Below are 25,994 nucleotides of genomic sequence, written 5' to 3' on the forward strand. Positions count from 1 at the left end.
CCATTCGTGTCAGTGTGACAGAAACATCTATATTCGTCGGGTTTGTCGTCGAAGCAATGGCCTTAACACACCTCCCGTTGCGCCGCTCCGCGCTGGTCGGCGCAGTCGCCTACGCGGTCGGATACGCTCTGACGGCCGCTGCGAGTTCCGGTCGCGCCGGTGCCGTCGCGGCCGTCGAAATCGCCGGCGAGACGACCGACCCCGCGCCGCTCGGAACGATTCTCGGTGCCGACCCGGCGTCGTGGATTACCTCCGGATGGCTGTTCTACAACGCGCATTTCGTCGCCACGAGCGTCCCCATCGCCGACGCGGCGAACGGACTCGGCGGGCTAACGAACCGCTCGCTTCTGGCGACGCTCGGTGGACCGCTGTACGCGCTGTATCTGTCGCCGCCGCTGCTACTCGCCGCCGCGGGCTTCCTCGTCGTCCGAACGACGGACACGCCCGGTGAGAAGGGTGCGCGAAACGCAGGCGCGAGCGTCGTCGCGGGCTACTTCCCGCTGTTTCTCGTCGGTGCGTTCGTCTTCACCGTCGGCGCGGCGGACGCGCAGACTGCGGCGTCGCCCGCCGGGCTTTCGTCTGTTTTTTTGGGACTCCTGTATCCGCTGGTGTTCGGAGGCGTAGGCGGATTGTTGGCCCACAAACACGCCAGCGCGTCGGCACCGACCGGAGAAGTCGCTGACGCGTAGCGAGAGTCGGAGTGGCTTTTCGAAGAAGGCTCTACTGAAGTCTCAGAGCGAGACAGGAATGTCGTGCTGCTATAGAGGGTGAGCTCAGCACGACAACTCTGCTTGTTCCGCACCCAAGAAACCGAACCACCGGTTCAGTAGCTCTGCGAACGTACAGGTAGTAACACATCTCACGCTGACTAAATGTTTCTGCGGACTCGTCAGATTCAACTACGTTACTTGACCGAGAAACCTTTCCGCTGGAAGAATACGTACTACGTGATGGCAACCGAGGCAACCTTCACCGTTCCGTCCGACCAGTTCCCCCTTGGAACCGTCTTCGAGCAACTACCGGGCGTTACGGTCCGGCTGGAACGCATCGTCCCGGGCACCGACGTGCTGATCCCCTACTTCTGGGTCCGCGGAACTCGTTCGGAGGACATCGTTGCGGCGTTTTCTGACCATCCTGGAGTGCGGAACATCGAGCTGGTTGATTCCGCCGAGGACGAGTACCTCCTGCGCGCCGAGTGGATTGCGGACTACGCGGGAGTACTCAGTACGCTGACCGAAACGGGGGTCCCGTTGATCGAAGCGAGAGGGACGGACACGGAGTGGACGTTCGAGGTCCGTGGTGACGAACGAAGCGATATTGCCGAGTTCCAAAGCTGCTGTCGTGAACGGGGTATTCCGATCACGCTCACGGCGCTCCACGCCCTGACGCCGATCGAGACTGCGACCGAGGCGGCACTCACCGACGAGCAACTGGAAGCGTTGGTTCTCGCGTACGAACGCGGCTACTTCAACTCGCCACGCAAGGTGACGATGGGAGAACTCGGCGGCGAACTCGGCATCTCACAGCAGGCAGTTGCCTCTCGGCTCCGGCGGGGGACGCGCAGAATCCTCGGCAATACCCTCACTGCGCTGAAGGCCTGAACCCGTGACTATAAAAGATGGTTGTATAGACAAAAGTAACTCTCACTCGGAGCAGTCGCTTTAGTGTCAAGTATACCAGTGTCTCCGCAACCCGACTCGCTAACTATGAACCAAGGGAGAAACGCTCTCCTATCGGCACTCGCCGATTATCGCTGTCACTCCGTCATCGTCTACTTCAGAAACGCGTCCGAAGACCACGCCTCAGTTGATGACATTGCGACCGTGTTCGCCCGACGTGACCAAGCAGACCAAACGCAGATTGCGATACGACTCCACCACGCTGTACTCCCCAAACTAGCCAACGTCGGACTCGTTGACTACGACGCACGGACCAAAATGGTCCGATATCGCGGTCACTCGCAACCCGAGCAGGTAGAGGAGTCCCTCTCCGAGTTCGGCTCCGGAATGTCGTGGAGGTGCGAGTAACACGTGACGCAAGACAACCCCAAGCAAACAACCGTGGTGCGGAAGTTGTACACTCCCGATCAAGACCGCTCGTTGACCGAGGCGGTGCTCGATGCCATCGAGGACTGTAAGGGAGAAGACCTCCTGCGGACGGATTTCATCCTCTACGAGGACATCGACCCTGAGGCCCTCAATTCCCTCTTTCGCCACGATGCACAGTCGAGAACGACCGTGACGTTCGAGACTGACGGGGTTACGGTCGAACTGTGGGGAGATGGTGGGGTCGAGATTCGGGTCACGGAACGACCAGTCGAATAAGCGGCAGAGGTCGGGGCAGAACACGCTATGACTGCCAGTGGCGAGAAAGAGCACTGCCGTGATGAATTTTAACCAGTACTGAGCGGTTTGACGGGGCTCTACTTCGGTGAAGTCCCAGGCTGCATTCACGCGCTGTATGCAACGCGGCAGCGAAAGCTCTCACGCCTGATGAGTCATCTGACACAAAAAACGTCTACTTCGAGGGCACCTCTACAGCATCCCGCCGTCGTCCAACCGCTCGACGGCCTCCCGCAGGCGCTCCTTGCTCGCCGCGTAGGAGATGCGGGCGTAGCCGGGTGCGCCGAAGGCGCTTCCGGGGACGGTAGCGACGTGAGCCTCCTGAATCGCGTTCTCGCACCACTGTTGGTCGTCCGCTCGCGGCTCGCCGCCGCCGACGGGAATCATCATGTAGAACGCGCCGTCGGGGGTGGGAACGTCGACGCCGCGCTCGTCGAACATCTCGACGAGCATGTCGCGGCGCTCCTCGAACGCCTGCACCATCTGGCCGACCGCAGCGTCGGTGTTCGTGATGGCTTCGACGCCCGCGTGCTGGACGAAGTTCACCGCGCACGAGACCGAGTGGCTGTGGAGTTTCCCCGCCTCGGAGACGAGCGCCTCAGGCGCGTGGAGGTAGCCGAGTCGCCACCCGGTCATCGAGTACGCCTTCGAGAACCCGTTGATGGTGATGGTCCGGTCTTCCATCCCCTCCAGCGCGGCGAGGCTCGTGTGTTCGACGCCGTAGGTAATCTGCTCGTAAATCTCGTCGGAGATGACCGCGAAGTCGTGGTCGACCGCGAGGTCGCGGACGCCTTCGAGCGCCGCGTCGGAGTACACCGCACCGGTCGGGTTGCTCGGCGAGTTGACGACCAGGAGTTCGGTGTCGTCGGAGACAGCGTCCGAAAGTTCGTCGAGCGCCGGTTCGAGTTGGAACTCGTGGGGCGAGAGGTCGACGCGCGAGAGGTTGCCGCCAGCGAGTTTGACCATCGCCTCGTAGGAGACCCACGCCGGGTCCAGTAGGACGACCTCGTCGCCGTCGTCGACGACGGTTTGTATCGTTTCGTACAGCGCCTGCTTGCCGCCGGGGGTGACGATAACCTCGTCGGCGTTCGCGTCGATGCCGTCGCCGCGGAGTTTCTCGGCGATGACCTCGCGGAGTTCGGCGATACCGTTCGAGGAGGTGTAGCCGGTGTGTCCCGACTCCATCGCCTCCTGTCCGGCGCGAATCACGGTCTCGGGCGTCGGGAAGTCGGGTTCGCCGACCGAGAGGTCGACGACGTCGACGCCGTCGGCTTCGAGTTCGCCCGCGAGGTTGCTGATGGCGAGCGTCGCGCTCGGTTCGACACGGCCAACACGTTCGGAGAAGTCGAATTCGTAGCTCATGGAAGTTCCTCCAGTAGGTCGAGTGCGGCGTCCACGGCGTCGGCTCCCTTGCCGACGCGTTCTCGCGCTTCAGCGCCGCTCATTCCCGGACCGCTGACGCCGAAGGTGACGGGTACGTCGCGGTCGAGGCTCACCCGAGTGAGCCCCTGTGCCGTCGCGTCGGCGATGACACGGTCGTGGTCGGTGTCGCCGGTGACGATCGCACCGACGACGGCGACGGCGTCGATGTCGTCGCGGCGAGCGAGGCGGTCCGCCGCCAGCGGGGCGTCGTACGCGCCCGGCACGTGGACCGTCGCGGCGACCGTCGCGCCGCGTGTTTCGGCCGCGTCGCGGGCGGTCGCCTCCATCTCCTCGGTAACCGACGAGTTGAATCTCGCCGCCACCAGTCCGAGTGTGACCATATGAGTGAGGTGGAGAGGCCGGCCCAAAGAGCTACCGTTAGCCGCCGCGATTGCGGCGGGTCGAGGGCCGCGGCAACCTCGGCCCGCATGCCGCGGAGACAGTCCGATGGCGCGACGAGCCGGCACACGTGACCGAGACGCCGGCGTTCACGGCGAACACAAGAGTTGTTATCCCCCGTGTGCGAGAAGCGAGGTATGACTAGCGACGACGGAGTCGGTGCGTCGGCACCGACGAACGCCGTCACCCGTTCGGAGACGGAGACGGCGACGCCGGAACCGCTCCTGACCGGCGCTCGGACTCTCTACGCAGTCCTCGCCGTCACCGCCCTCGCCCTCCTCGTACGCGTCGTCGGCCTCGGCGCGCGAATCATGCATTGGGACGAAGGCCGAGTCGGCTACTGGGCGCTGCGCTACCACGAGAACGGCGAGTTCTTCTACCGCCCCATCATCCACGGCCCCTTCCTGCCCGTCGTCAACGACTGGGTGTTCACGCTCATCGGTATCTCGGATTTCTCCGCGCGTCTCGTCGTCGCCGTCGTCGGTGGTCTCTTTCCGCTGGCGGCGTGGCTGTTCCGCGAGCACCTCGACGACACCGAAGTCGTCGGCCTCGCGCTCGTCCTCGCGGCCAATCCTCTCTTAGTCTACTACTCGCGGTTCATGCGAAACGACGCGCTCGTCGCCGCGTTCGCGGTGTTCGCGCTCGGTTTCGTCGTCCGCGCCGTCGACACCGGCAGACTCCGCTATCTCTACCTCGCGGGTGCGTCGATGGGGCTCGCGTTCACGACGAAGGAGAACGCGCTGCTGTACGTCGTCTGTTATCTCGGGGCCGCGACGTTAGTGTTCGACCACCGCCTCGTCGACATCGCCGCTCGCGGCGACTCCGTCGCCGGCTATCTGCGTTCGCGGCCGGCGTGGGCCAAGCGGAGGCTGACGAGTCGGTGGAACACGGTCGAGTACGGCGCGGGCGTCCTCGCGGTCAACCTCCTCGGGGCGTTCGCCGTCTTCCTCGCCGTCGTCGCGTTCTTCTACGCGCCGCGGCCGGAGCTCTGGCAGGCGCTCGGGAATCCGGCGGCGCTGCTCGACGTCCTCGACGAGGCGACGATAGGCGCCGCCGAGTCGTTCTACGACAGTTGGGCCGACGGCGGCCACCAGGACCACCCGTACCTGCCGTTCTTCTACGGCCTCTCGGAGACGCTCGTCTACGGCGCGGGCGTCGCTCTCGTCTTCGCCGTCGTCGGCCTCGCCGTCGACGGGTACGGCAGTCACGGCGCACGGACTGGCGACAGCGGCGACGGCGGACGCCGGGGCCGCCGGTGGCTCGTCGCGTTCGGCTTCTACTGGGGCGTCGCCAGTCTCATCGGCTACCCCATCGCCACCGACATCGAAGCGCCCTGGGCGGCCGTCCACGTCGTCGTCCCGCTGGCGTTCCCCGCGAGCGTCGGTATCGCCTACCTCTACCGCGAGACCCGCGCGTCCGTCGCCACCCGCGACACGGTCAGTATCGGTCTGGCCGCGATCGTCGTCGTCGCGGCGCTGTCGGGCGTCGTCGGGGCGAACGCCGCCTACATGGACAGCACCAGTCAGGAGGACAAGGAGGTGCTCCAGTGGGCGCAGCCCGAGAACGACCTGAAGACGACGATGCAGAAAGTCGAGCGAATCGCCGAGGCGAACGACGGCGTCGACGTGCTGTTCTACGGCAGCTACCACCCGACGACAGACGAGGAACTGCTGTACGTCGAAGACGAGTCGAGCCTCGACCGGATGCCGCCGGGCGGTCCCTCGTGGCACAGTCGCCTCCCGCTGCCGTGGTATCTCGAACGCGCCGGGGCGAACGTGACGAGCACCGAACCGAGCGAGGAGCGCACGGAGTTGCAGAATCCCCCGCCGGTCGTCATCGCCTACGAGTGGGAAGCCGAGGAGGTGCGGAGTCAGCTCCCCGAGTACACCGAACACAGACATCTGTTCCGCCTCTGGAGCGACGAAATCGTCGTCTACATCGACGAGTCGGCGATACCCGAGGAGTGACGGGTCCGCGGCGAGTGCGAACGGCTCCCTCTTCGCCGCGCGTCGGTACCCACGTTCGTGTCTATTTCTACAGCCGGTGAGCAACGTTTATGCAGTAATATCCACAACCGAGCGACCGTGACAATCACGCTTCCCGGTCCGACCATCGGCGTCGTCGGTGGGGGCCAACTCGGCCGGATGCTGGCGGAGGCGGCCGCGCCGCTCGGCGTCGACGTCGTCGTCCTCGACCCGACGCCGGACTGCCCGGCGTCGGCCGTCGCAGAACAGGTCGACGGCTCGTTCGACGACCCCGAAGGCGTCCGCGAACTCGCCGAACGCGCCGACGTACTGACGTTCGAGATAGAGCTGGCCGACCCCGACGTGCTCGAATCGGTCCGAGACGAGTACGGCGTCGCCGTCCACCCCTCGCCGGAGACGCTGCGGACGATTCAGGACAAACTCGTCCAGAAGCAGACCCTCGAAGACGCCGGGGTACCGGTACCCCCGTTCCGCCGCGTCGACGACGTTTCGGAGTTAGAAGCCGCCGTCGAGACGTTCGGCGCGGTGATGCTGAAGGCGCGAACCGGCGGCTACGACGGACGCGGGAACGTCCCCGTCCGCTCCGTCGACGAGGCCGAAGACGCGCTGGCGGAGCTCGGCGGTGTGCCCGCGATGGCCGAGTCGTTCGTCGAGTTCGAGCGCGAACTCTCCGTTATCGCCGTCCGCGGCGACGACGAGCTACGAACGTTCCCCGCCGGCGAGAACGTCCACGAGGACGAGATTCTGCGCGAGACGGTGGTGCCGGCGCGGACGACCGACGAGGTCAGAGAGCGGGCCGAGGAAGTCGCCCGCGACGTCCTCTCGCTGCTCGACGGTCGCGGCGTCTTCGGTATCGAACTGTTCGAGTCCGACGGCGAGATTTCGGTGAACGAGATCGCCCCGCGGCCGCACAACTCCGGGCACTGGACCATCGAGGGCGCGCTGACCTCGCAGTTCGAACAGCACGCCCGGTCGGTGCTCGGGTGGCCGCTGGGTGCGACCGAGCGCCGCGGCGTCGCCGTCAGCGCGAATCTCCTGGGCGACGTCGACGAGTCGCAGACTGCCGAACTGCAGGGCGTCGAACGCGCGCTGTCGACGGCGGGCGCGGGACTGCACTGGTACGGCAAGCGGGAGGTCCGGCCGCTGCGGAAGATGGGTCACGTGACGCTCGTCGACGGCGGAGAGGGAGACGCGACGACAGACGAGTTGCTCGAAACGGCGCGCGGACTCGCCGACGAACTGACCTTCAGCAGCGACAGACTCGGAGCAGACACGGAGAGGGGAGAATGACCGACGAGATACAGCAACTCATCGACCAGTTGGAAACGGAAGCCGAGCGGGAGACACCGGCCGCGGAGACGCCCGACGTGGGCATCATCATGGGGTCGGACTCGGACCTCGACGTGATGGCCGGCGCGTACGAAGCGCTCGAAACGTTGGGCTTCGAAGAGCAAACCGACTACGACGACGCGCCCGACGCGCGCTTTAGCTTCGAGAGCTACGTCGTCTCCGCGCACCGGACGCCCGAGTTGATGTACGCCTACGGCGAGACGGCCGCCGCGCGCGGCGTCGAAGTCATCATCGCCGGCGCGGGCGGGAAATCCGCGGACCTGCCGAACATGACCGCGTCCATCGCCTACCCCTTACCCGTAATCGGCGTCCCGGTCCAAGAGAAGTCCGTTGACTCGGTCATCGGGATGCCCACAGGCGCGCCGATAGTCGCCGTCGACGCCGGAAAATCGTTCAACGCGGGGCTCTCGGCGGGACAGATTCTCTCACGCGCACACGAAAAGCTTGTGGAACGACTGGTCGAGTACCACGACGGTCTCCAGGGCGGCGTCGCCGAGGCTTCGCGCGACCTCCACCGACTCGGACTCGACGGTTACAGGGGCCGAAAGGGATAACACCGACGCGTCGGCGGTCGCTCCGGGCCGAATCGTCTTCTGGAGACTCGACGGCGTCGTTTTCGCCCGAGAAGGCAACAATCAACGCTTATAGGGTAGCACACCCAAGCGCCGGACGTTGGAAACTCCGGTATGAATCCATGGATAGCCATCGGCGCACTGGCGGTCGTCGGCATCGGCATCCCGATTGGGATGATGGCGGTGTCGTCGTTGCTTCGCCCGAGTGTGCCGGAACAAGGAAAAAGTGCCACCTACGAGAGCGGTGAGATTCCGACGGGGAGCGCGCGCATCCAGTTCAACATCCAGTACTACATGGTTGCGCTGCTGTTCGTCGTCTTCGACATCGAAACCGTCCTCATCTTCCCGTGGACCGTCATCTATCGCTCCGCACTGGAGCAGGGTGTCAGTCTCGGAGCGGTGTTGACGCCGATGCTCGTCTTCGTCGGAATCCTCGTCGTCGGTCTCCTCTGGGCGTGGCGCAACGGCGCGGTCGAGTGGGTCAAAAGCCCGCGTGCGACCCGTCGGAAGACTGAGAGGCAATCATGAGTAGCGACCAGCCATTCGTCACAGACGATTCACAAGTACTGACCGATACCCGCGACGCCCGCTTGGCGGGCGCAGACAACCGGTTCAACTCCAAACTCCGGGAGGCGTTCGGCTCGTCGCCGTTCATCCTCACGAAGTTCGACAAGTTCATGAACTGGGTCCGGGGGTCGTCGATGTTCATGCTGCAGTTCGGCATCGCCTGCTGCAGCATCGAGATGATGCACACGTACGCGGTCAAACACGACCTCGACCGCTTCGGCGCGGGTGTGCCGCGTGCCTCGCCGCGACAGGCGGACGTCATCATCGTGCCGGGCACTATCGTCTCGAAGTTCGCCCCGCGGATGAAGCGCGTCTACGACCAGATGCCCGAGCCGAAGTTCGTCGTCGGCATGGGCTCCTGTACCATCTCGGGCGGCCCGTTCCAGGAGGGGTACAACGTCATCAAGGGCGCAGAGGAGGTCATCCCCGTCGACATCCACATCCCCGGTTGTCCGCCGCGCCCCGAGGCGCTCGTCTACGGCGTCGCCAAACTCCAAGAGCGCATCGCCAACGGCGAGAGTTCGCCGGTCGTCGTCAAACCGTACGAACTCGAGCAGTTCGGCGACCTCGAACGCGACGAGATCGTCGACCAACTCGCCGAGGAGATAGACACCGACGACCTCGTCATGCGCTATAACTGGGCTGATTCGCCATGAGCTTGGAACGACCCGAGACGTCCGAGAGCAAGAGCGTCCAGCGCCACAGCGCCGACGAACTCGCCGACCTGCTCGGCGACCTCGTCATCGGACGCGAGGAACACATCAACGCGCCGGGCTACGTCATCCGGCCGGACTCGGTCCAGGAGACGCTCTCGCTTCTGAAGAACGAAGCGGGCTTCGACCACCTCTCCTGCCTCACCGCCGAGGAGCGCGCGGACCGCTACGAGTCCATCTACCACATGAAGAAGTTCGACGACCCGACCCAGGAGGTCAGCGTCGTCGTTCCCACGTCGAAGGACAATCCAGTCAGCCAGTCGGCCGAACCGGTCTTCCGGACCGCTGACTGGCACGAGCGCGAGGCGTACGACCTCGTCGGCATCGAGTACGAGGGCCACCCCGACATGCGGCGCATCCTCCTGCCGGAGACGTGGCAGGGCCACCCGCTGGCGAAAGATTACGACCAGGAACGCCCGCAGGTCGTCTCGCTCCGCGAGCACGCGAACCCGCTCCAGGAGGACCACAGAGACGACCAGGACTCGGAGACGATGTACCTCAACATCGGGCCGCACCACCCGGCGACCCACGGGGTGCTCCACCTGGAGTGCACGCTCGACGGCGAGCAGGTCGCCGACGTCAACCCCGACATCGGCTACCTCCACCGCTGTGAGGAGCAGATGTGCCAGAACGGCACCTACCGCTACCAGATCATGCCGTACCCGGACCGCTGGGACTACATCTCGGCGGGCCTGCTCAACGAGTGGGCGTACGCCCGCGCGGCCGAGGACCTCGCCGACATCGAGGTGCCCGAATACGCGCAGGTCATCCGGACGATGGGCGCGGAGCTCTGCCGCATCGCCGCGCACATGCTGGCGGTCGGGACGTTCGCGCTCGACGTCTACGGCGACTTCACGGCCATCTTCATGTACGCCATCCGCGACCGCGAGAAGGCCCAGAACATCCTCGAGGACCTCACCGGTCAGCGGCTGATGTTCAACTACTTCCGTCTCGGCGGCGTCGTCTGGGACCTCCCCGAGCCCCGCGAGGAGTTCTTCGAGAAGACCCGCGACTTCCTCGAAGAGCTGCCGGAGGCGCTCGAAGAGTACCACGACCTCATCACCGGCAACGAGATTCTCCAGTCGCGCACCATCGGTACCGGCGTGTTGCCCCCGGAAGTCGCCAAGAACTACGGCGCGACGGGACCGGTGCTCCGCGGGTCGGGCGTCGACTACGACCTTCGCCGCGACGACCCCTACGGCTACTACGAGAACCTCGACTGGAACGTCATCGTCGAAGATGGCTGCGACAACTACTCGCGGCTGCTCGTCCGGATGAAGGAGGTCGAAGAGTCGGCGAAGATCATCGAGCAGTGCATCGACATCCTCGAGGACTGGCCCGAGGACGAGCGGAACATCCAGTCGAACGTGCCGCGGACGCTCCGTCCCGAGGACGACACCGAGATCTACCGCGCCGTCGAAGGCGCGAAAGGCGAACTCGGCATCTACATCCGCGCCGACGGCACCGAGAAACCCGGTCGCTTCAAGATTCGGAGCCCGTGTTTCTCGAACCTGCAGACGCTGCCGGAGATGTCGAACGGCGAGTACGTCCCGGACATGATCGCGTCGCTCGGCAGCCTCGACATCGTACTCGGTGAGGTCGACCGATGACGCCGCTGCAGCAAGGACCGGTACTGCTGCCCGAACGCATCGCGGGCCTGCTCGGTCTCGGCGACGGGTTGCTCGGACAGGTCGTCGGCGGACTCCTCGCGGCGTTTCTCATCGCGAACATCATGCTGGCGATGACCGCCGTCGCCGGGCCGTGGGCGAAGCGGAAGATCACCGCGGCGTTCACCGACCGCATCGCGGTCAACCGTATCGGGCCGTTCGGCCTGTTCATCATCATCGCCGACGCGGTTCGACTGCTCTCGAAGGAGCTCATCGTTCCCGAAGGGGTCGATCGTCCGGCGTGGGACCTCGCACCCATCATCCTGCCGGCGTCGGCGCTGTTGGGCTTCGCGGTCATCCCGATGGGCAGCGGCATCCAACTGGCCGACCCCGAGACGGGGCTCGTCTTCGCGTTCGCCGTCGCGTCCATCGCGTCGCTGTCGCTCGTGATGGGCGGCTACGCGTCGAACAACAAGTACTCGCTCATGGGCGGCCTGCGCGCGGTGGCGCAGAACATCGCCTACGAGATTCCGCTCATCGTGACGGCGGCGTCGGTGGTCATCTTCACCGGCACGCTGCAGATGAGCGAGATCGTCGCCGTCCAGCGCGAGCCGCTCATCGGTTTCGGCGGCGGCCTGACGATTCCGCAGTGGTTCGCGTTCGTCAACCCGTTCGCGTTCGTGCTGTTCCTCGTCGCCAACATGGCCGAGATCGGCCGCAACCCGTTCGACATTCCGGAGGCACCGACCGAGATCGTCGCCGGGTACCAGACCGAGTACTCCAGCGTCTACTTCGTGCTGTTCTACCTCGGGGAGTTCCTGCACATCTTCCTGGGTGGCGCGCTCATCGCGACGCTGTTCCTCGGCGGCCCGGCCGCGCCCATCGCGGCGCTGGAAGTGATTCCGGGCTTCGTCTGGTTCCTCATCAAGATCTGGGCGGTGTTCCTGTTCACGCAGTGGGCGCGCTCGGCGATTCCGCGCGTCCGCATCGACCAGCTGCTCGACATCGGTTGGAAGGGGATGCTCGTGCTCTCCTTCGCCAACCTGGTTCTCACGGCCATCATCGTGGGAGTGATAGCATGATTGGAATCCTGAAATCGATGGCAACGACGATGAAACACGCCCTCGACGGCCAGACGTTCACCGTCGAGTACCCGGACGTCGCCCCCGAGGTGAGTCCGCGGTTCCGCGGCGTGCACAAGTTCAGCCAGGAGCGCTGCATCTGGTGTCGCCAGTGCGAAAACGTCTGTCCGAACGACACGATCCAGATCGTTCAGGACGACAAGCGCAACGGCGAGCAGTACAACCTCCACATCGGCCAGTGCATCTACTGCCGACTCTGCGAGGAGGTCTGTCCCGTCGACGCCATCCTGCTGACGCAGAACTTCGAGTTCACGGCGGACACGAAAAACGAGTTCGTCTACAACAAGGAACAGCTCAAGAACGTCCCCTGGTACAAAGGGATCGACCCCCTCAACTCGCGCAACCCCGACCGGGACGCGTGGGTCGGCGAGGGAGACGGCGAGGTCGACTACCAGTAATCGAGAGCGAAGCGTCCGAAGTCGGGCGCGTCGCACGTTCTCGAAACCTTCAAACGGATACCTCAAGGAGACACACACAATGGTTTATGAAACCCTGGCGTTCGCGCTGTTCGCCCTCGTTACCGTGGGCTGCAGCCTGGGCGTCGTCCTCGTGCGGGACATCTGGCACTCCGCACTCCTGCTCGGGGGCGCGCTCTTGAGCGTCGCGGTGCACTACGTGATGCTGCAAGCGGAGTTCCTTGCAGCGATGCAGATTCTCGTCTACGTGGGCGGGGTACTCATCCTCATCACGTTCGCCGTGATGCTCACGCGGACCGACCCGGAGGTGAGTAGCACATGACGACTAAACCGCAGTTGAACGACGACTCGAACTTCCTCCCGGGGCTCGCGGCCCTGGGACTGTTCGTCGTGATGGCTGTCGTGTTCCTGCAGGCGGAGTTCGGTGACCCGCAGGGGTTCCCGGCCGACGTCAGCATCGTCGCCAGTATCGGCTACGCGATGTTCAACATCTCGGCGGACCAACTGCAGCAACAGATCGTGAGCGCCGAGGGCTTCCTCGCGGCGTTTCTCATCATGGCGATCGCGCTCGACGTCGCCATCGACGCCGCCGTTTACCTCGCAAAGCGCGAGGAGGCCGGCGAAGTCGTGACGGCGCTCGTCGACGACGTTCGCAGCGACGACCCGACCAGCGGCGGCGAGCCGACCGACGGACGCGGCCCCGCCGCGCGAGCAGATGGTGGCGTCGCTGACGACACGACTACCGGAGGTGACCGCTGATGGTGCCCCCGCAGTACTACCTGCTTCTCGCGGGTGCCGTCTTCTGTATCGGTCTGTTCGGCATCCTCACGCGTCGGAACGCGCTGTTGTTCCTGATGTCGGTCGAGTTGATGCTGAACGCGGCGAACATCAACCTCGTCGCCTTCTCGGTGTACTGGGGCAACGTAACGGGCCAGACGCTGAGCCTGTTCACGATGGCGCTGGCGGCCGCGGAGGTCGCCATCGGCATCGGCATCATCCTCACGCTCTACCGCAACTTCGGTGACGTGGACGTGACGGACGCAGCGTCGATGAGGTGGTAACTATGGTAGGTGCATTCGACTTCGTTCCGGCGATCGTTCTCCTGCCGTTCTTCTCGTTCCTAGTCGCGCTCTTCGCGGGCAAGTACATGCCCAAAGGGGGCGCACTCGCGGGCATCACGGCCACCGCAGGGTCGCTGTTGCTCTCGATCTGGACGGTACTGACGGTAGCGGGCGGCGCAACGCTTCAACAGACGCTCTACACGTGGGCGGGCGCAGAGCAACTCCCGTTCGAGCTGACGTTCGGACTGCTCATCGACCCGCTGTCGGCGATGATGCTAATCATCGTCACGCTCATCGCGTTCCTCGTCCACGTCTTCTCGCTCGGCTACATGAACGACGAGGGCGAGACCGGCCTTCCGCGGTACTACGCCGGTCTCGGCCTGTTCACGGCGTCGATGCTTGGCTTCGTCGTCGCGGACAACCTGCTGATGGCGTTCATGTTCTTCGAGCTGGTCGGGCTCTGCTCGTTCCTGCTCATCGGCTTCTGGTTCCGCGAGACCGCTCCGCCGAGCGCGGCGAAGAAAGCGTTCCTCGTCACGCGCTTCGGTGACTACTTCTTCCTCATCGGCGTCGTCGCCGTCTTCGCCACGTTCGGCACGGCGGCGTTCGCTGGCGAGGGAAGCTTCCCGGCGCTCGCGGAAGCGGCACTCGCGGGCGAGGGCGCGGGCGACGTGACCACGTTCTTCGGACTCGACCCGCAGGCGTGGTTCACCGTCATCGGCCTCCTCGTCCTCGGCGGCGTGGTGGGTAAGTCCGCGCAGTTCCCGCTGCACACGTGGCTGCCCGACGCCATGGAGGGTCCGACCCCCGTGTCGGCGCTCATCCACGCGGCGACGATGGTCGCCGCCGGTGTCTACCTCGTCGCGCGGATGTACGGCTTCTACGCGCTGACGCCGACGACGCTCGCCATCATCGCGTTCATCGGCGGGTTCACCGCCCTGTTCGCGGCGACGATGGGCGTCGTCAAGCGCGAGATCAAACAGGTGCTCGCGTACTCGACTATCTCCCAGTACGGCTACATGATGCTCGCGCTGGGTTCGGGCGGCTACATCGCCGCGACCTTCCACCTGATGACGCACGCGTTCTTCAAGGCGCTGCTGTTCCTGGGTGCGGGGTCGGTCATCATCGCGATGCACCACAACGAGAACATGTGGGACATGGGCGGCCTCAAAGAGCGCATGCCCACGACGTACTACACGTTCCTCGCGGGCTCGCTCGCGCTCGCGGGCATCTTCCCGTTCTCGGGCTTCTGGTCGAAAGACGAGGTGCTCTACGAGGCGCTCGCGCACGGTCTCGGGGGCAGTCCGCTGCTCTTGGCCGCGTGGGCGATGGGTCTCCTCGCGGTGTTCTTCACCGGGTTCTACACCTTCCGGATGGTCTTCTTGACCTTCCACGGGAAGCCCCGGACGGAGACGGCGCGCAACCCCCACGGCGTCCGCTGGAACGTCAAAGGGCCGCTCGCGGTCCTCGGCGTGCTCGCGGTGGTCGCCGGCTTCATCAACATGGTGCCGGTGGCGAAACTGACGGGGCTGCACATCGAGTTCCTGCACGACTGGCTCGCGCACGGTCCATCGGGACTGACGAGCGAGTACTACGGCGAACTCACGCACGAGTACGCTCACTACAGCGTCGGCACTCTCGCCGGCGGTGAACTCGGAACGACGCTCATCTCGGGCGGCCTCTCGCTGGGTCTGGCGCTGGCCGGTTCGGCGCTCGCGTACTCGCTGTACAACGTCCCCTCGCCGGTCGAACACACCGACCGCCTCGGGAGCGCCAAGACGGTACTGTTCAACAACTACTACCAGGACGAGTATCAGGTCTGGCTCGCAAACGACGTCACCCGCGGCGTCTCGCGCGCGGCCGACAAGTTCGACCAGGGAGTCGTCGACGGCGTCGTCAACGGCATCTCCAGCGTCAGCCTGCTGTCGGGTAGTCGCGTCCGCCGCATCCAGACGGGTGTGGTCAGCAACTACGCGGCGCTGTTGACGCTCGGACTCGTCGCACTGCTCGTCATCCTCGGCCTCGAAGGAGGTTGGTTCGTATGATAATCGAAGCGCTCATCGCATTCACGTTCGTCGCCGCACTGGTCGCGTTCGTCCTTCCGGACCGACTGGCCGGCCGCGGCGCGTTCGCTCTCAGTCTGGTTCCCGTCGTCGGGAGCCTCTACATGTGGTCGCAGTTCGACGCGTCCGGCAACGCCCTCTTGCAGGGCGGTCAGACCGCGTTCGAGACAACCGTCCCGTGGCTGCAGCTCGCGGGCTACGAGATCTCGTGGTACGTCGGCGTCGACGGTATCAGCCTGCCGCTGGTCGTGCTGACGACGGTGCTCACCTCGCTCGCCATCGTGAGCGCGTGGACGCCCATCCAGCACCGCCAGTCGCAGTTCTTCGGCCTCATGCTGTTCATGGAGGCGAACCTGCTCGGCGTGTTCACGGCGCTGGACTTCTTCCTCTGGTTCATCTTCTGGGAAGCGGTCCTCGTGCCGATGTACTTCCTCATCGGCGTCTGGGGCGGCCCGCGCCGGAAGTACGCCGCCATCAAGTTCTTCGTCTACACGAACGCGGCGTCGCTCATCATGTTCATCGGCTTCATGGCGCTCGTGCTGGGCCTCGGCGACTCGACGTCGTCGTTCGCGCTGCCCGACGTCGCACAGGCGCTTCGCGCCGGTGAACTCGGGTCGTTCTACGGCCTCGACGCGAGCACGCTCCAGGTCGTCGCCTTCGCGGCGATGTTCTTCGGCTTCGCAGTGAAGGTGCCGGTCGTGCCGGTCCACACCTGGCTTCCGGACGCTCACGTCGAAGCCCCGACGCCGGTGTCGGTGATGCTGGCGGGCGTCCTCCTGAAGATGGGGACGTACGCCTTACTTCGATTCAACTTCACGATGCTGCCGGAGGTCGCCGTCGAGTACGCGCCGTTCATCGCGGCCATCGCGGTGCTGAGCGTCATCTACGGCGCGCTGCTCGCGCTCGCACAGCAGGACCTCAAACGCATCGTCGCGTACTCCTCGGTCTCGTCGATGGGGTACGTCATCCTCGGTCTCGTCGCCTACACCGCCTACGGCGTCGGCGGCGCGACGTTCCAGATGGTCGCCCACGGCCTCATCTCGGGGCTGATGTTCATGGCGGTCGGCGTCATCTACAACACGACCCACACCCGGATGGTCGGCGACATGTCCGGGATGGCAGACCGAATGCCCGTCACGACGGCGATCCTCATCGCCGGCGCGTTCGGCTACATGGGGCTGCCGCTGATGGCCGGCTTCGCCGCGGAGTTCTTCATCTTCACCGGCGCGTTCCAGTCGACGGTCATCGCGGGTAACGGTCTCGCGCTGTTCACGGCGGCGGCGATGTTCGGCATCGTCATCGTCGCGGGCTACCTGCTGTTCGCCATGCAGCGGACGCTGTTCGGTCCGTTCCGCCTCGAAACCGACTACGAGGTCGGACGGGCACCGCTGCACGACACGCTGCCGCTGGCGGTGCTGCTCGTCTGCATCATCGCTCTCGGCGTCGCTCCGGAGATATTCTTCAGTATGATCACCGACGCAGTCGACCCGGTCATCGGAGGTGTGCTGCAATGACGGCACCCGCCGCACTCGCCGCGCTCGCAACGCCGCTCCAGATGGGCCAGCTGCCCGAGTGGACGGCGCTCGCGCCGGTGCTCATCCTCGCGGTGACGGGGCTCGTACTCCTGCTCATCGACAGTATCGACGCGGATACGACCAACAGCGCGCTGTTGGCGGGCGTCTCGACGCTCGGTGCCGCCGCCGCGCTGGCGGCCACCGCGTGGTCGCTCGCCACCGGCGTCGGGCAGGACAACGGCGCGATCTTGCTGTTCGCCGACGCGCTCGTCGTCGACGGGATGAGCCTGTTCTTCACGGCCATCTTCACGAGCGTCGTCGTGATGGTCACCATCGCCAGCTACGACTACCTGCACGGGCACAGGCACCAAGGCGAGTTCTACTCGCTCGTGCTGTTCGCCGCCAGCGGGATGGCGCTGATGGCCTCGGCGAACTCGCTGGCGACCGTACTGGTGAGCCTCGAACTCGCCTCGCTGCCGTCGTACGTGCTCGTCGCGTACCTCAAGCAGAACCGTGGCAGCGTCGAAGCGGGGCTGAAGTACTTCCTCATCGGCGCGCTCTCGGCGGCGGTGTTCACCTTCGGCGTCAGCCTCGTCTACGCCGCCACCGGCTCTCTCATCTTCGCCGACGTCGCGGAGGCGCTCAGCGGCGGCGAGTTCGTCGGCATCGCCGGCCTCGGCGTGCTGATGGTCGCCGGCGGCTTCGCGTTCAAGACGGCCTCCGTCCCGTTCCACTTCTGGGCACCGGAGGCGTACGAGGGCGCGCCCGCGCCCGTGTCGGCGTTCCTCTCGTCGGCCTCGAAGGCCGCCGGGTTCGCCGTCGCCTTCCGAGTCTTCGTCGAAGCGTTCCCGCTCGCGACGATTCCGGAGGGCATCAACTGGGTGCTCGCGTTCCAGATTCTCGCCGTCGTCACGATGACGCTCGGCAACTTCGCCGCGGCAACCCAGGAGAACGTAAAGCGGATGCTCGCGTACTCCAGCATCGGTCACGCCGGCTACGCGCTCATCGGCCTCGCGGCGCTGTCCGCGGGCGGTAGCGCCAACGGCAACGTGCTCGGCGCGAGCATGGCGCACCTGTTCGTCTACGGCTTCATGAACACCGGGGCGTTCCTCTTCATCGCGATGGTGGAACGCTGGGGCATCGGAAGGACGTTCGAGGACTACAACGGCCTGGCGACGCAGGCACCGGTCGCCTGCGTTGCGATGTCGGTCTTCATGTTCAGTCTCGCCGGCCTGCCGCCGTTCGGCGGCTTCTTCTCGAAGTACTTCCTCTTCTTCGAGGCCATCGAGAACGGCTTCTGGTGGCTCGCCGCCATCGGCGCGCTCAACAGCGTGCTGTCGCTGTTCTACTACAGCCGCGTCGTGCGCGCGATGTGGTTCGAGGACCCGAGCGGACCGGTCGAACTCGGCAGCCAGCCCGTCGGGCTGTACGCCGCCCTGATGCTCGCCGCCGTCGGTACCGTCTTGCTGCTGCCCGGCTTCCCGCCGGTCATCGAGACGGCCCAGACCGTCGCCGGAACGCTGTTCGCCTGAGTTCGCCTTTCGACCGCCGAGTTTCCGTTTTCTCCGTCTCGCACTGCGAGTTCCGCCTCCGGGAGCGACGACGTTCGAGGCACGATACTGGAAGCGACGACGCTCGTGTCGACTCCCCGACCCCGCGTGAGGACGGTAGGGTTTTCCCCCGAGGCGACCGAACGTCGGGTATGGTGAGGTGGCTGCTGCTCGGTTGCGGCCCGGTCGGTCACGCGATGCTGGAGATGCTCGCCGAGCGTCCCGGCCGCGTTCAGGTGATCACCGACGACCCCGAACGCGTAACGTCGTTGCGCGAGGAAGGCGTCAGAGCGATACACAGCGACCCGACCGACCCCGAGAGATATCCGGCGGCGGCCGACCTCGTCCTCGTCGTCGGCGAAGACGCCGAGCGAAACCTCGCCGCCGTCGAGAGTGCGCGCCGCCGGTTCCCGAACGCGCAGGTGATGGCGTACGCGGGCGTCGAGGCCGACCTCGAGTCCGTCGAGCGACTCGCCGCCGCCGCCGACCGGGTCATCGACGCGACGGCGGTGTTGACCGGCTACGTCGTCGAGATGGTCGACCGAGAACCCGCCCGTCGCCTCCGGCGGCTGCTCTCGGTGCTGCGCGAGTTGGACGGCCCGCTCGCCGTCGTCACGCACGACAACCCCGACCCCGACGCCATCGCCAGCGCCGTCGCGCTCTGTCGGCTCGCCGAGACGGTCGGCGTCGAGGCCGACGCCTGCTACTTCGGCGAGATCTCCCACCAGGAGAACCGCGCGCTGGTCAACCTGCTGGACCTCCAGCTCAGGAATCTGGAGTCGACCGACGAGTTAGAACCGTACGCCGGTATCGCCCTCGTCGACCACTCCCGTCCCGGCGTCAACGACGGCCTCGACCCCGAGACGCTCGTCGACATCGTCATCGACCACCATCCGCCGCGAGCACCCGTCGAAGCACGCTTCGTCGACCTCAGAAGCGAGGTAGGCGCGACGAGCACGCTGTTGGCCGACTACCTGGAGCGACTGGGCTGCGAGTTGGACCGGACGGTCGCGACGGCGCTGCTGTACGGTATCCGCGTCGACACCAAAGATTTCACCCGCGAGGTGTCGAAGACCGACTTCGAGGCGACGGCGTACCTGCTCGAACGCGTCGACGTCTCGGTGCTCGAACGCGTCGAGACGCCGAGCATGAGCGCCGACGTGTTCGAGACCATCGCTCGCGCCATCCGCAACCGCGAGATTCGGGGGACGGCGCTTGCCTCCTGCGTCGGCGAGATAAACGACCGCGACGCGCTCGCACAGGCCGCAGAGCGCCTGCTCGACATGGAGGGCGTCCAGGTGTCTGTCGTCTACGGCTACAGGGACGGCACCGTCTACGTCTCCGGGCGCGCACGCGGGGCCGACATAGACCTCGGCGAGACGCTCAGAGACGCGCTCGGCCAGATTGGCAGCGCGGGCGGCCACGCCGACATGGCGGGCGCGCAACTGCCGCTCGGCATCCTCGAAGACGTCGGCGACGACGCGAAGGAGTCGCTGACCGAGGTGGTCCGCGGCATCGTCAGCGGTCGGTTCTTCGAGACGCTCGACACCGCCCCCGCACCCGGCGTCGCCGACGCCGAGGGGTTGACGCTGGAGTTTCCGCTGGACGAGCGGACCTGACGTCGGCGCGACGAGGCGACACCACGCTTTTTGCCGCCCGCTCGCGTATCCACGGCCATGTCCGGGAACGCCGCGGTGAAAGAGTACATGACCCGCGAGGTGTCGACCGTCTCGCCGGACGACACCGTCTCCGACGTCGCGCGCCGAATCGTCGAGAGCGACGGCCACAACGGGTTCCCCGTCTGTAACGGCCGGAAGGTCGAAGGGTTCGTCAACGCCCGCGACATCCTGATGGCCGACGACGACGCGCCCATCTTCACCGTGATGACCGACGACATCATCGTCGCGCACCCGGAGATGAAACTCACCGACGCCGCTCGGGTCATCCTCCGGTCGGGCATCCAGAAACTGCCCGTCGTCGACGACGCAGGTAACCTCGTCGGCATCATCTCGAACACCGACGTGATTCGGAGTCAGATCGAGCGCGCGACGCCCGAGAAGGTGGGGAAACTGATGCGGACGCTCGAACAGATTCACAACGTGCCGGTTCACGAGGAACGCCGACTGGTCTCCATCTCGTCGCTCATCCCGACGCAGGGACGGGTCTACGCCGACGAACTCGAAGGTCGCCGGTACGAACTCGAACGCGGCCTCGCCGAACCGCTCGTCGTCATCGACAACGACGGGACGCTCCTCCTGGCCGACGGTCACCACCGCGTGCTCGCCGCCGCCCGCTCCGAGATGGACGAGATGGACGCCTACGTCATCGTCGTCGACGACGTGGTGGAGCTCGGGATGCAGCGCACCGCCGAGAAGGAGGGGCTCTCTTCTATCGACGACATCGACATTGTCGACTACGCCCGCCACCCGCTCATCGAGACGACGAAGCGATTACAGTAGCTGAGAACGACCGCGTGTCGGCGTTTCCAAGTACCGGAGCAGTTTTGTCAGTCCGCTGTATTTCGAAGAGCGTGAGCGTCGGAATTATCGACCCCATGGGCGTCTTGATCGGACTCTACGCCGTCGCCACTGGGCTATTCTTCATCGCCCGTCCGCAGTCGATGTTCAGGATGCGTCACTGGCTGTCGGTGACCGGTGACTCGGAGTTGAGCGAGTTGGGCGTTCTCTGGTACCGAGCGAGCGGCGTCCTCGCTATCCTCTTGGGGCTCTGGTTGCTGTACGACTGGGGGAGACTCGGGCTCCTCGTGTCGCTGTGGCCGTGACGCCGTTCGATTCGCGGACGGCGGCGGGTCGTTACGGGCCCATCCGCCGATTCCGTCGCTCGAAGCCGATAATGAGCAGGCCGATGACCGCCCACGCGAGGATGGGAATCGGCCGCGACAGCGGCCACCACGAGGCGACCGGGAGCGCCGCGAGGACGACCGACACCAGCGCCACGACGAGGAAAAACAGTCCGACCGTCTCGTTCGGTCTCATCGTCTCACCGTCGGCCGCCGCGAGTAAACCGTCTTCGACACGCGGCGACCGGCGGCACCGAGCGGCACCGTCGAATCGCTCCCCGGCAAACGGTTAAGCCGTCGCCCCCGTCAGTTCCGGCGCTCCGGTTTCTTTCCCCGACGCAGGGGAGCGCGCTACTCCGCGAGTCGATTACCGCGGGGAGGCCGCTTTGGGGGTTTCCGGCGCTCGACGTGGCGGTGCTCGCGCTGACCGCCGTCGGCTACTCGGCTCTCGGCGCGTTCGTCTTCGGCCGGGCGAGTTACCGGGCGTGGCGACTCGGCGTGCTCGGACAGTACTGACGGAGGGAGCCGTTCACGGCTCCGGCGCGCCGAACGTCTCTCGCCACGCTTCGACGAGTTCGCGCGCTCTCTCGCGGGTGTCGACGGACTCGCGGCGATACGTCCGGCCCTCCGGTGCCTGTTCGAGTCGGTCGAGGCGAACGACCCACCGGCCCGCACCCGTCTCCCGCAGGCGGATCGTCGCCCATCCGTCGTCGCGTTTCCACTCGGTCAGTCGGTCCGTCGGGTCGGTTCGCGTCCAGCCCATACCCCCCGTTGGGCCGCCGCGACTAAATTACGGCGCTGTCCGACTGTCGCCGTCGGCGCTCGCGTTTACGTTGGAGTTAGCGTTCGCGCTGGCGAGCGGGCCGGTCTCGTGGCCGCAGGCCGGACACACCGCGTATCCGAAGCAGTCGTATTCGATGACGTCCGCTCGTTCGGCCGTTCCGCACGCGCTGCACTCGAAGTACGCCACCCATTCGAATCCCATGTACAGTCAGTGAACATGAATGTCCTTAGTTAATGAGTACCTGTCGAGACGGAGACGACGTTCTCTCGGGCGCAGAACCGGACGATGGCGGCGCGTCCGTGCGAAATTCGCACGGCGTTCGGTCGACCGAACGATAGGCGGTGTCTAATCGTCGCGTCGCCCCGAAGGTGGTGAAGCTCGAATGGGGATAGTCAATTCGGCGCCCAATCTGTAAAGGGGCGTAAAATCGACGAACGGCGACGAGTCGACAACCCCTCAAACAGTCGTTTACATCGGCAGGACTCGGGCGTTTGGTGACGGCGACATCAGACCCTCGTCGCCCAGTCGGACGACGGGGACGACAACGGAGGCGACAGGAACGACAACGGGACGACGGAAACGACCGCGGCGACGGCAACAGGTACGGTCGAGGCAACGAGAGGCGTCTAGGGGCGTCTAGAGGCGTCGAGAGCGTCGGCGGGGAGTGACCGACTGCGCAATCGTCTCGTGCTCTTCTTTTCGAACCCCTCCGACGCTACTCGCGGCATTTATCCATCCGCCGGGAGTATGTCAGGTATGCGCACGGCCGTACTCTCCGAAGACCTTCAGTTACAGATAGAGGAGCGCGGACGCCCCGAACCCGCCGCCGACGAAGTGTTGGTTCGGATGCGCTCGGTCGGCATCTGCGGGTCGGACGTCCACTACTACGAACACGGACGCATCGGCGACTACGTCGTCGACTCGCCGCTGGTGCTCGGCCACGAGAGCGCCGGCGAGGTGGTCGAAGTCGGGTCGGCGGTCGACGACCTCCGCGCCGGCGACCGAGTGACGCTCGAACCGGGCGTCCCCTGTGAGCGCGACGACTGCGAGTTCTGCCGCGCGGACGAGTACAACCTCTGTCCGGACGTCCAGTTCATGGCGACGCCGCCGGACGACGGCGCGTTCGCCGAGTACGTCGCCTGGCCCGCCGACTACGCGTATCGACTCCCCGAGTCGGTGTCGCTGCAGGCGGGCGCACTCATCGAACCGCTGTCGGTCGGCATTCACGTCTGTCGTCGCGCGGGCGTCGGCCTCGGCGACGCCGTCTACATCTCCGGCTGCGGCCCCATCGGACTGTTGGCGATGGAAGTCGCGCGCGTCGCCGGCGCGGAGCCGATTATCGCCGCCGACGTCCTGCCCTCGAAACTCGATCGGGCGCGCGAACGCGGCGCGACGGTCGTGAACGTCGCCGAAGAGAATCCCGTCGACGCCGTCGAGGAGGCGACCGGCGGCCGCCTCGCCGACGTGGTCATCGAGGCGTCGGGCGCGGGGCCGGCCATCGAGAACACTCTCGACGTGGTTCGCCGCGGCGGCACCGTCGTCCTCGTCGGCCTCGCCGCCGACGGCGTCGTCCCGTTCGACACCAACGAGATCATCGACAACGAACTCGACCTGCTGGGCTCGTTCCGCTACCGCCACACCTACCCGACGGCCATCGAACTGCTGGCCAACGAGCAGGTCGACGTCGAGGGGCTCGTCGACTTCGAGATGACGCTCGACGACGTCGACGAGGCGTTCCGGCGCGTCCAAGCCGGCGAAACGGTGAAAGGAATGATTTCGTTCGACTGAGGGGGGGTAAGAGAGTCGTCGAACGAAGGGAACTTAGAAGCGAGCGCGAAAGTGGAAGCGGCGGCACTCGACCGTGTGGGTCAGACACGACCTGTGCCGACTTCGAGACGACGGGTGGGTGTCTCCGACGAATCGAAACGCTCGCGGGTGTCTCACCTTGCCGGGTCTGTGGGAAACCCGGGCACTATACCCTACCCGTCCGTAGACAAAAAGCGAGGAGCCTAACTAGTTAGGTCAGCCGACGTTCTGGGAGACGCCATCGAAGTAGGCGGTGAGAAGCTTCTGTTGGCTACGGCGGAGGTGTTCGTGGAACGTCGGCGGCGACACGCCGAGCGCCTCGGCGACTTCCTCGGCGGTGCTGCCGCGGGGCCACTCGAAGAACCCCGCCAGAAACGCCGTCTCCAGCACCTCCTTCTGTCGTTCGGTCAGCGCCTCGTCCAGTGAGTTGCGGAACTCGACGCCGCGGCCGTTCGTGCGCTCGCGTTCGCGCTGGGCGCGGAGCGAGACGTTGGGAAAGCGGTGCTGGAGCGCTGTGACGACGGCGCGAACGTCGGCGACCGCGGGCAGTTCTATGGTCATACTCCCGTCCTCGCCGTCGGCGCGCGCCTCTCTGAGCACGCCGCCGAGGTCGGCGACGACGGACGCGATAGTGGTCTCCGACGGCGTCAGCCGGAGAATCGCTTCGTCGTCGTACTCGGCGACGACGACGGCGTCGCCGCCGGCCTCGCGGGCGGCCGCGACGACGGTTTCGGAGTCCGCGCCATCGACGGCGACGAACTCCGAGAGCGACCCGTCGTCGGCCGTGACGACGCCTTCGACGGAGAGCGAGGCATCCGCGTCGGCGGCGACGGTGAGAAAGAACGGCCCGGGGGCGGTCACGTCGAATTTGAGTTCGACGACCGAGTCGCTGACGAGCGCGTTCCGCTTCTCGACGGCGTTTATCGCGTAGCCGATGGTCTCGCCGAGCTCTCGCAGCACCGCGATTGCGTCCTCCTCGAACGCCGTCGAGCGAGTCGCGTACAGGCAGAGCACGCCGTAACTCGCGTCGCGGTAGACGAGCGGAACCGCCGCGGCCGAATCGAGTCCGCGTCCGGCGGCCGTCGCCTCCGGGTCGAACGCGTCGTCGCTGACCGCGTCGGCGACGCAGACCTCGCCCGTCTCGATCGCTTCCAGCGCCAGCTTACCCTCGGCGTCGATCTCCTCGGGGGGCGCGTCGTCGAACCCGCGACCGCTGGCCCACGTTCGAGCACCGACCGACTCGCCGTCGTACCCGAGTTCGCCGATCCACGCGAACCGGTAGGGACGCTCTCCGGCGAGATGGCTGCAGACCTCCCGCTCTATCTCCTCGCGGGTCGACGCCCGGACGAGCGCCTCGTTGACCTCCCGGATGACGGCGTTGATTCGGTTCAGCGACTCGACGCGGCTGGTCTGTCGTTGGAGCGCCTCGATGCGGCGCTTTCGCTCGGTGATGTCGCGGCCGATACCCGAGATGCCGACGGGGACGCCGTTCTCGTCGTGGAGCAACGCGCCCGTGAACTCGTAGGGGATGCGCTCGCCGTCTGCGCTGAGAAGCGACGCCTCCGCCTGCGCCGTGCCCTCCTCTATAACGCGGACGATGGCCTCCGAGATTGCCGCCCCGTCCTCCGGTGCGACGAAGTCCAACGGAACCATCTGTTCGATCTCGTCGTCGGTGTGACCGGTCACTTCCCGTAGCCGACTGTTCCACTGCAGGAACCGGCCGTCCAGGTCGAACAGAAAGAATACGTCGGTGAGCGTGTCGATGGCGCTGTCGAGCAGCGCCGACGCCTCTCCGTCGACACCTTGTCGCTGCATTACTGGCCAGTTGGAGATAGAGTGTGATAAGCAACAAGGTAAACGGAAGCTCGTGAGAACGAGCGGACGACGCGGGTCGTCCCGTC

28 protein-coding genes are annotated in these 25,994 nt (G+C 65.7%); 22 read left to right on the forward strand and 6 right to left on the reverse strand.

The genetic code is table 11. The features are described 5' to 3' along the window. The first annotated feature begins 56 nt into the window (after window positions 1–56). The 4 genes from LAQ73_RS01530 to LAQ73_RS01540 all read left to right on the forward strand — a co-directional run bounded on the left by LAQ73_RS01530 (window position 57) and on the right by LAQ73_RS01540 (window position 2,324). Window positions 57–689 (forward strand): DUF7978 family protein, encoded by a 633-nt coding sequence (locus LAQ73_RS01530; RefSeq protein WP_224269503.1) that lies wholly within the window; start codon window positions 57–59, stop codon window positions 687–689. 261 nt (window positions 690–950) lie between these two features. Then, a complete protein-coding gene (locus tag LAQ73_RS01535; RefSeq protein ID WP_224270787.1) occupies window positions 951–1,601 on the forward strand; it encodes a helix-turn-helix domain-containing protein in 651 nt (216 codons plus the stop codon). Between the two features lie 105 nt (window positions 1,602–1,706). Next, the gene (locus tag LAQ73_RS17785; RefSeq protein WP_425601115.1) at window positions 1,707–2,027 is read left to right on the forward strand and encodes a DUF7344 domain-containing protein; all 321 of its coding nucleotides are present in this window, start codon (window positions 1,707–1,709) and stop codon (window positions 2,025–2,027) included. Window positions 2,028–2,030: 3 nt separating this feature from the next. Continuing rightward, the gene (locus LAQ73_RS01540) at window positions 2,031–2,324 is read left to right on the forward strand and encodes a HalOD1 output domain-containing protein (RefSeq protein ID WP_224269504.1); all 294 of its coding nucleotides are present in this window, start codon (window positions 2,031–2,033) and stop codon (window positions 2,322–2,324) included. 210 nt (window positions 2,325–2,534) lie between these two features. On the opposite strand, the gene LAQ73_RS01545 is transcribed toward LAQ73_RS01540, so the two are convergent. Beyond that, window positions 2,535–3,704, reverse strand: a complete 1,170-nt coding sequence (locus LAQ73_RS01545; RefSeq protein ID WP_224269505.1) for a pyridoxal phosphate-dependent aminotransferase — start codon at window positions 3,702–3,704, stop codon at window positions 2,535–2,537. Continuing rightward, window positions 3,701–4,105, reverse strand: coding sequence for a 6,7-dimethyl-8-ribityllumazine synthase (ribH, locus tag LAQ73_RS01550; RefSeq protein ID WP_224269506.1), 405 nt, complete (start codon window positions 4,103–4,105; stop codon window positions 3,701–3,703). The genes LAQ73_RS01545 and ribH overlap by 4 nt, the downstream gene beginning before the upstream one ends. Before the next feature lie 195 nt (window positions 4,106–4,300). Between ribH and LAQ73_RS01555 the strand changes: the two genes are divergently transcribed. The 17 genes from LAQ73_RS01555 to LAQ73_RS01635 all read left to right on the forward strand — a co-directional run bounded on the left by LAQ73_RS01555 (window position 4,301) and on the right by LAQ73_RS01635 (window position 21,485). Further along, the gene (locus LAQ73_RS01555; RefSeq protein ID WP_224269507.1) at window positions 4,301–6,130 is read left to right on the forward strand and encodes a flippase activity-associated protein Agl23; all 1,830 of its coding nucleotides are present in this window, start codon (window positions 4,301–4,303) and stop codon (window positions 6,128–6,130) included. Between the two features lie 117 nt (window positions 6,131–6,247). Next, a complete protein-coding gene (locus LAQ73_RS01560; RefSeq protein WP_224269508.1) occupies window positions 6,248–7,438 on the forward strand; it encodes a 5-(carboxyamino)imidazole ribonucleotide synthase in 1,191 nt (396 codons plus the stop codon). Then, window positions 7,435–8,052, forward strand: a complete 618-nt coding sequence (gene purE, locus LAQ73_RS01565) for a 5-(carboxyamino)imidazole ribonucleotide mutase (protein WP_224269509.1) — start codon at window positions 7,435–7,437, stop codon at window positions 8,050–8,052. The genes LAQ73_RS01560 and purE overlap by 4 nt, the downstream gene beginning before the upstream one ends. Before the next feature lie 132 nt (window positions 8,053–8,184). Then, window positions 8,185–8,598: an NADH-quinone oxidoreductase subunit A gene (locus LAQ73_RS01570; protein WP_224269510.1), complete on the forward strand. Its 414-nt coding sequence runs from the start codon at window positions 8,185–8,187 to the stop codon at window positions 8,596–8,598. Next, window positions 8,595–9,293 carry an NADH-quinone oxidoreductase subunit B gene (locus LAQ73_RS01575; RefSeq protein ID WP_224269511.1) on the forward strand — a complete coding sequence of 233 codons (699 nt, stop codon included), beginning with the start codon at window positions 8,595–8,597 and terminating at the stop codon, window positions 9,291–9,293. The genes LAQ73_RS01570 and LAQ73_RS01575 overlap by 4 nt, the downstream gene beginning before the upstream one ends. Beyond that, window positions 9,290–10,960 (forward strand): NADH-quinone oxidoreductase subunit D, encoded by a 1,671-nt coding sequence (locus LAQ73_RS01580; protein ID WP_224269512.1) that lies wholly within the window; start codon window positions 9,290–9,292, stop codon window positions 10,958–10,960. The genes LAQ73_RS01575 and LAQ73_RS01580 overlap by 4 nt, the downstream gene beginning before the upstream one ends. Next, window positions 10,957–12,039 (forward strand): complex I subunit 1/NuoH family protein, encoded by a 1,083-nt coding sequence (locus tag LAQ73_RS01585; protein ID WP_224269513.1) that lies wholly within the window; start codon window positions 10,957–10,959, stop codon window positions 12,037–12,039. Before LAQ73_RS01580 ends, LAQ73_RS01585 begins: the two co-directional genes overlap by 4 nt. After that, window positions 12,036–12,497: a NuoI/complex I 23 kDa subunit family protein gene (locus LAQ73_RS01590; protein WP_058581409.1), complete on the forward strand. Its 462-nt coding sequence runs from the start codon at window positions 12,036–12,038 to the stop codon at window positions 12,495–12,497. Before LAQ73_RS01585 ends, LAQ73_RS01590 begins: the two co-directional genes overlap by 4 nt. 79 nt (window positions 12,498–12,576) lie before the next feature. After that, a complete protein-coding gene (locus LAQ73_RS01595; RefSeq protein ID WP_058581408.1) occupies window positions 12,577–12,837 on the forward strand; it encodes an NADH-quinone oxidoreductase subunit J in 261 nt (86 codons plus the stop codon). Beyond that, entirely contained in the window at window positions 12,834–13,274 is a 441-nt protein-coding gene (locus tag LAQ73_RS01600) for a proton-conducting membrane transporter (protein WP_224269514.1), read from the forward strand. Before LAQ73_RS01595 ends, LAQ73_RS01600 begins: the two co-directional genes overlap by 4 nt. Further along, a complete protein-coding gene (nuoK, locus tag LAQ73_RS01605; protein ID WP_117591626.1) occupies window positions 13,274–13,576 on the forward strand; it encodes an NADH-quinone oxidoreductase subunit NuoK in 303 nt (100 codons plus the stop codon). The genes LAQ73_RS01600 and nuoK overlap by 1 nt, the downstream gene beginning before the upstream one ends. 2 nt (window positions 13,577–13,578) lie before the next feature. Further along, window positions 13,579–15,621 (forward strand): NADH-quinone oxidoreductase subunit L, encoded by a 2,043-nt coding sequence (gene nuoL, locus LAQ73_RS01610; protein ID WP_224269515.1) that lies wholly within the window; start codon window positions 13,579–13,581, stop codon window positions 15,619–15,621. Continuing rightward, window positions 15,618–17,153, forward strand: coding sequence for a complex I subunit 4 family protein (locus LAQ73_RS01615; protein WP_224269516.1), 1,536 nt, complete (start codon window positions 15,618–15,620; stop codon window positions 17,151–17,153). The genes nuoL and LAQ73_RS01615 overlap by 4 nt, the downstream gene beginning before the upstream one ends. A 41-nt stretch (window positions 17,154–17,194) precedes the next feature. After that, window positions 17,195–18,685, forward strand: a complete 1,491-nt coding sequence (locus LAQ73_RS01620; protein ID WP_224270788.1) for an NADH-quinone oxidoreductase subunit N — start codon at window positions 17,195–17,197, stop codon at window positions 18,683–18,685. Between the two features lie 170 nt (window positions 18,686–18,855). Continuing rightward, window positions 18,856–20,322 (forward strand): DHH family phosphoesterase, encoded by a 1,467-nt coding sequence (locus tag LAQ73_RS01625; protein ID WP_224269517.1) that lies wholly within the window; start codon window positions 18,856–18,858, stop codon window positions 20,320–20,322. A gap of 57 nt (window positions 20,323–20,379) precedes the next feature. Next, complete coding sequence (locus tag LAQ73_RS01630; RefSeq protein ID WP_224269518.1) at window positions 20,380–21,162, forward strand: CBS domain-containing protein; 783 nt, start codon at window positions 20,380–20,382, stop codon at window positions 21,160–21,162. Between the two features lie 71 nt (window positions 21,163–21,233). Then, a complete protein-coding gene (locus LAQ73_RS01635; RefSeq protein WP_224269519.1) occupies window positions 21,234–21,485 on the forward strand; it encodes a DUF6199 family natural product biosynthesis protein in 252 nt (83 codons plus the stop codon). A gap of 31 nt (window positions 21,486–21,516) precedes the next feature. On the opposite strand, the gene LAQ73_RS01640 is transcribed toward LAQ73_RS01635, so the two are convergent. The 3 genes from LAQ73_RS01640 to LAQ73_RS01650 all read right to left on the reverse strand — a co-directional run bounded on the left by LAQ73_RS01640 (window position 21,517) and on the right by LAQ73_RS01650 (window position 22,488). After that, window positions 21,517–21,699 (reverse strand): hypothetical protein, encoded by a 183-nt coding sequence (locus tag LAQ73_RS01640; RefSeq protein ID WP_224269520.1) that lies wholly within the window; start codon window positions 21,697–21,699, stop codon window positions 21,517–21,519. A gap of 333 nt (window positions 21,700–22,032) precedes the next feature. Then, window positions 22,033–22,266, reverse strand: a complete 234-nt coding sequence (locus LAQ73_RS01645) for a DUF7543 family protein (protein WP_224269521.1) — start codon at window positions 22,264–22,266, stop codon at window positions 22,033–22,035. Window positions 22,267–22,293: 27 nt separating this feature from the next. Then, on the reverse strand, window positions 22,294–22,488 hold the full coding sequence (locus LAQ73_RS01650) for a hypothetical protein (protein ID WP_224269522.1): 195 nt from the start codon (window positions 22,486–22,488) through the stop codon (window positions 22,294–22,296). Between the two features lie 555 nt (window positions 22,489–23,043). On the opposite strand from LAQ73_RS01650, the gene LAQ73_RS01655 reads away from it, so the two are divergent. Beyond that, on the forward strand, window positions 23,044–24,075 hold the full coding sequence (locus LAQ73_RS01655; protein WP_224269523.1) for an NAD(P)-dependent alcohol dehydrogenase: 1,032 nt from the start codon (window positions 23,044–23,046) through the stop codon (window positions 24,073–24,075). Window positions 24,076–24,309: 234 nt separating this feature from the next. Here LAQ73_RS01655 and LAQ73_RS01660 read toward each other — a convergent pair whose 3' ends face one another. Beyond that, entirely contained in the window at window positions 24,310–25,908 is a 1,599-nt protein-coding gene (locus LAQ73_RS01660; RefSeq protein WP_224269524.1) for a bacterio-opsin activator domain-containing protein, read from the reverse strand. Window positions 25,909–25,994: the final 86 nt, after the last annotated feature.

The organism is Haloprofundus salinisoli (assembly GCF_020097815.1).
Classification (GTDB): Archaea; Halobacteriota; Halobacteria; order Halobacteriales; family Haloferacaceae; genus Haloprofundus; species Haloprofundus salinisoli.

Coding starts and splice junctions, on each gene's coding strand:
- LAQ73_RS01530 (WP_224269503.1), top strand. CDS start 57: ATGGCCTTAACACACCTCCCGTTGCGCCGCTCCGCGCTGGTCGGCGCA.
- LAQ73_RS01535 (WP_224270787.1), top strand. CDS start 951: ATGGCAACCGAGGCAACCTTCACCGTTCCGTCCGACCAGTTCCCCCTT.
- LAQ73_RS17785 (WP_425601115.1), top strand. CDS start 1,707: ATGAACCAAGGGAGAAACGCTCTCCTATCGGCACTCGCCGATTATCGC.
- LAQ73_RS01545 (WP_224269505.1), bottom strand. CDS start 3,704: ATGAGCTACGAATTCGACTTCTCCGAACGTGTTGGCCGTGTCGAACCG.
- ribH (WP_224269506.1), bottom strand. CDS start 4,105: ATGGTCACACTCGGACTGGTGGCGGCGAGATTCAACTCGTCGGTTACC.
- LAQ73_RS01555 (WP_224269507.1), top strand. CDS start 4,301: ATGACTAGCGACGACGGAGTCGGTGCGTCGGCACCGACGAACGCCGTC.
- purE (WP_224269509.1), top strand. CDS start 7,435: ATGACCGACGAGATACAGCAACTCATCGACCAGTTGGAAACGGAAGCC.
- LAQ73_RS01570 (WP_224269510.1), top strand. CDS start 8,185: ATGAATCCATGGATAGCCATCGGCGCACTGGCGGTCGTCGGCATCGGC.
- LAQ73_RS01575 (WP_224269511.1), top strand. CDS start 8,595: ATGAGTAGCGACCAGCCATTCGTCACAGACGATTCACAAGTACTGACC.
- LAQ73_RS01580 (WP_224269512.1), top strand. CDS start 9,290: ATGAGCTTGGAACGACCCGAGACGTCCGAGAGCAAGAGCGTCCAGCGC.
- LAQ73_RS01585 (WP_224269513.1), top strand. CDS start 10,957: ATGACGCCGCTGCAGCAAGGACCGGTACTGCTGCCCGAACGCATCGCG.
- LAQ73_RS01590 (WP_058581409.1), top strand. CDS start 12,036: ATGATTGGAATCCTGAAATCGATGGCAACGACGATGAAACACGCCCTC.
- LAQ73_RS01595 (WP_058581408.1), top strand. CDS start 12,577: ATGGTTTATGAAACCCTGGCGTTCGCGCTGTTCGCCCTCGTTACCGTG.
- LAQ73_RS01600 (WP_224269514.1), top strand. CDS start 12,834: ATGACGACTAAACCGCAGTTGAACGACGACTCGAACTTCCTCCCGGGG.
- nuoK (WP_117591626.1), top strand. CDS start 13,274: ATGGTGCCCCCGCAGTACTACCTGCTTCTCGCGGGTGCCGTCTTCTGT.
- nuoL (WP_224269515.1), top strand. CDS start 13,579: ATGGTAGGTGCATTCGACTTCGTTCCGGCGATCGTTCTCCTGCCGTTC.
- LAQ73_RS01615 (WP_224269516.1), top strand. CDS start 15,618: ATGATAATCGAAGCGCTCATCGCATTCACGTTCGTCGCCGCACTGGTC.
- LAQ73_RS01620 (WP_224270788.1), top strand. CDS start 17,195: ATGGGCCAGCTGCCCGAGTGGACGGCGCTCGCGCCGGTGCTCATCCTC.
- LAQ73_RS01625 (WP_224269517.1), top strand. CDS start 18,856: ATGGTGAGGTGGCTGCTGCTCGGTTGCGGCCCGGTCGGTCACGCGATG.
- LAQ73_RS01630 (WP_224269518.1), top strand. CDS start 20,380: ATGTCCGGGAACGCCGCGGTGAAAGAGTACATGACCCGCGAGGTGTCG.
- LAQ73_RS01640 (WP_224269520.1), bottom strand. CDS start 21,699: ATGAGACCGAACGAGACGGTCGGACTGTTTTTCCTCGTCGTGGCGCTG.
- LAQ73_RS01645 (WP_224269521.1), bottom strand. CDS start 22,266: ATGGGCTGGACGCGAACCGACCCGACGGACCGACTGACCGAGTGGAAA.
- LAQ73_RS01650 (WP_224269522.1), bottom strand. CDS start 22,488: ATGGGATTCGAATGGGTGGCGTACTTCGAGTGCAGCGCGTGCGGAACG.
- LAQ73_RS01655 (WP_224269523.1), top strand. CDS start 23,044: ATGCGCACGGCCGTACTCTCCGAAGACCTTCAGTTACAGATAGAGGAG.
- LAQ73_RS01660 (WP_224269524.1), bottom strand. CDS start 25,908: ATGCAGCGACAAGGTGTCGACGGAGAGGCGTCGGCGCTGCTCGACAGC.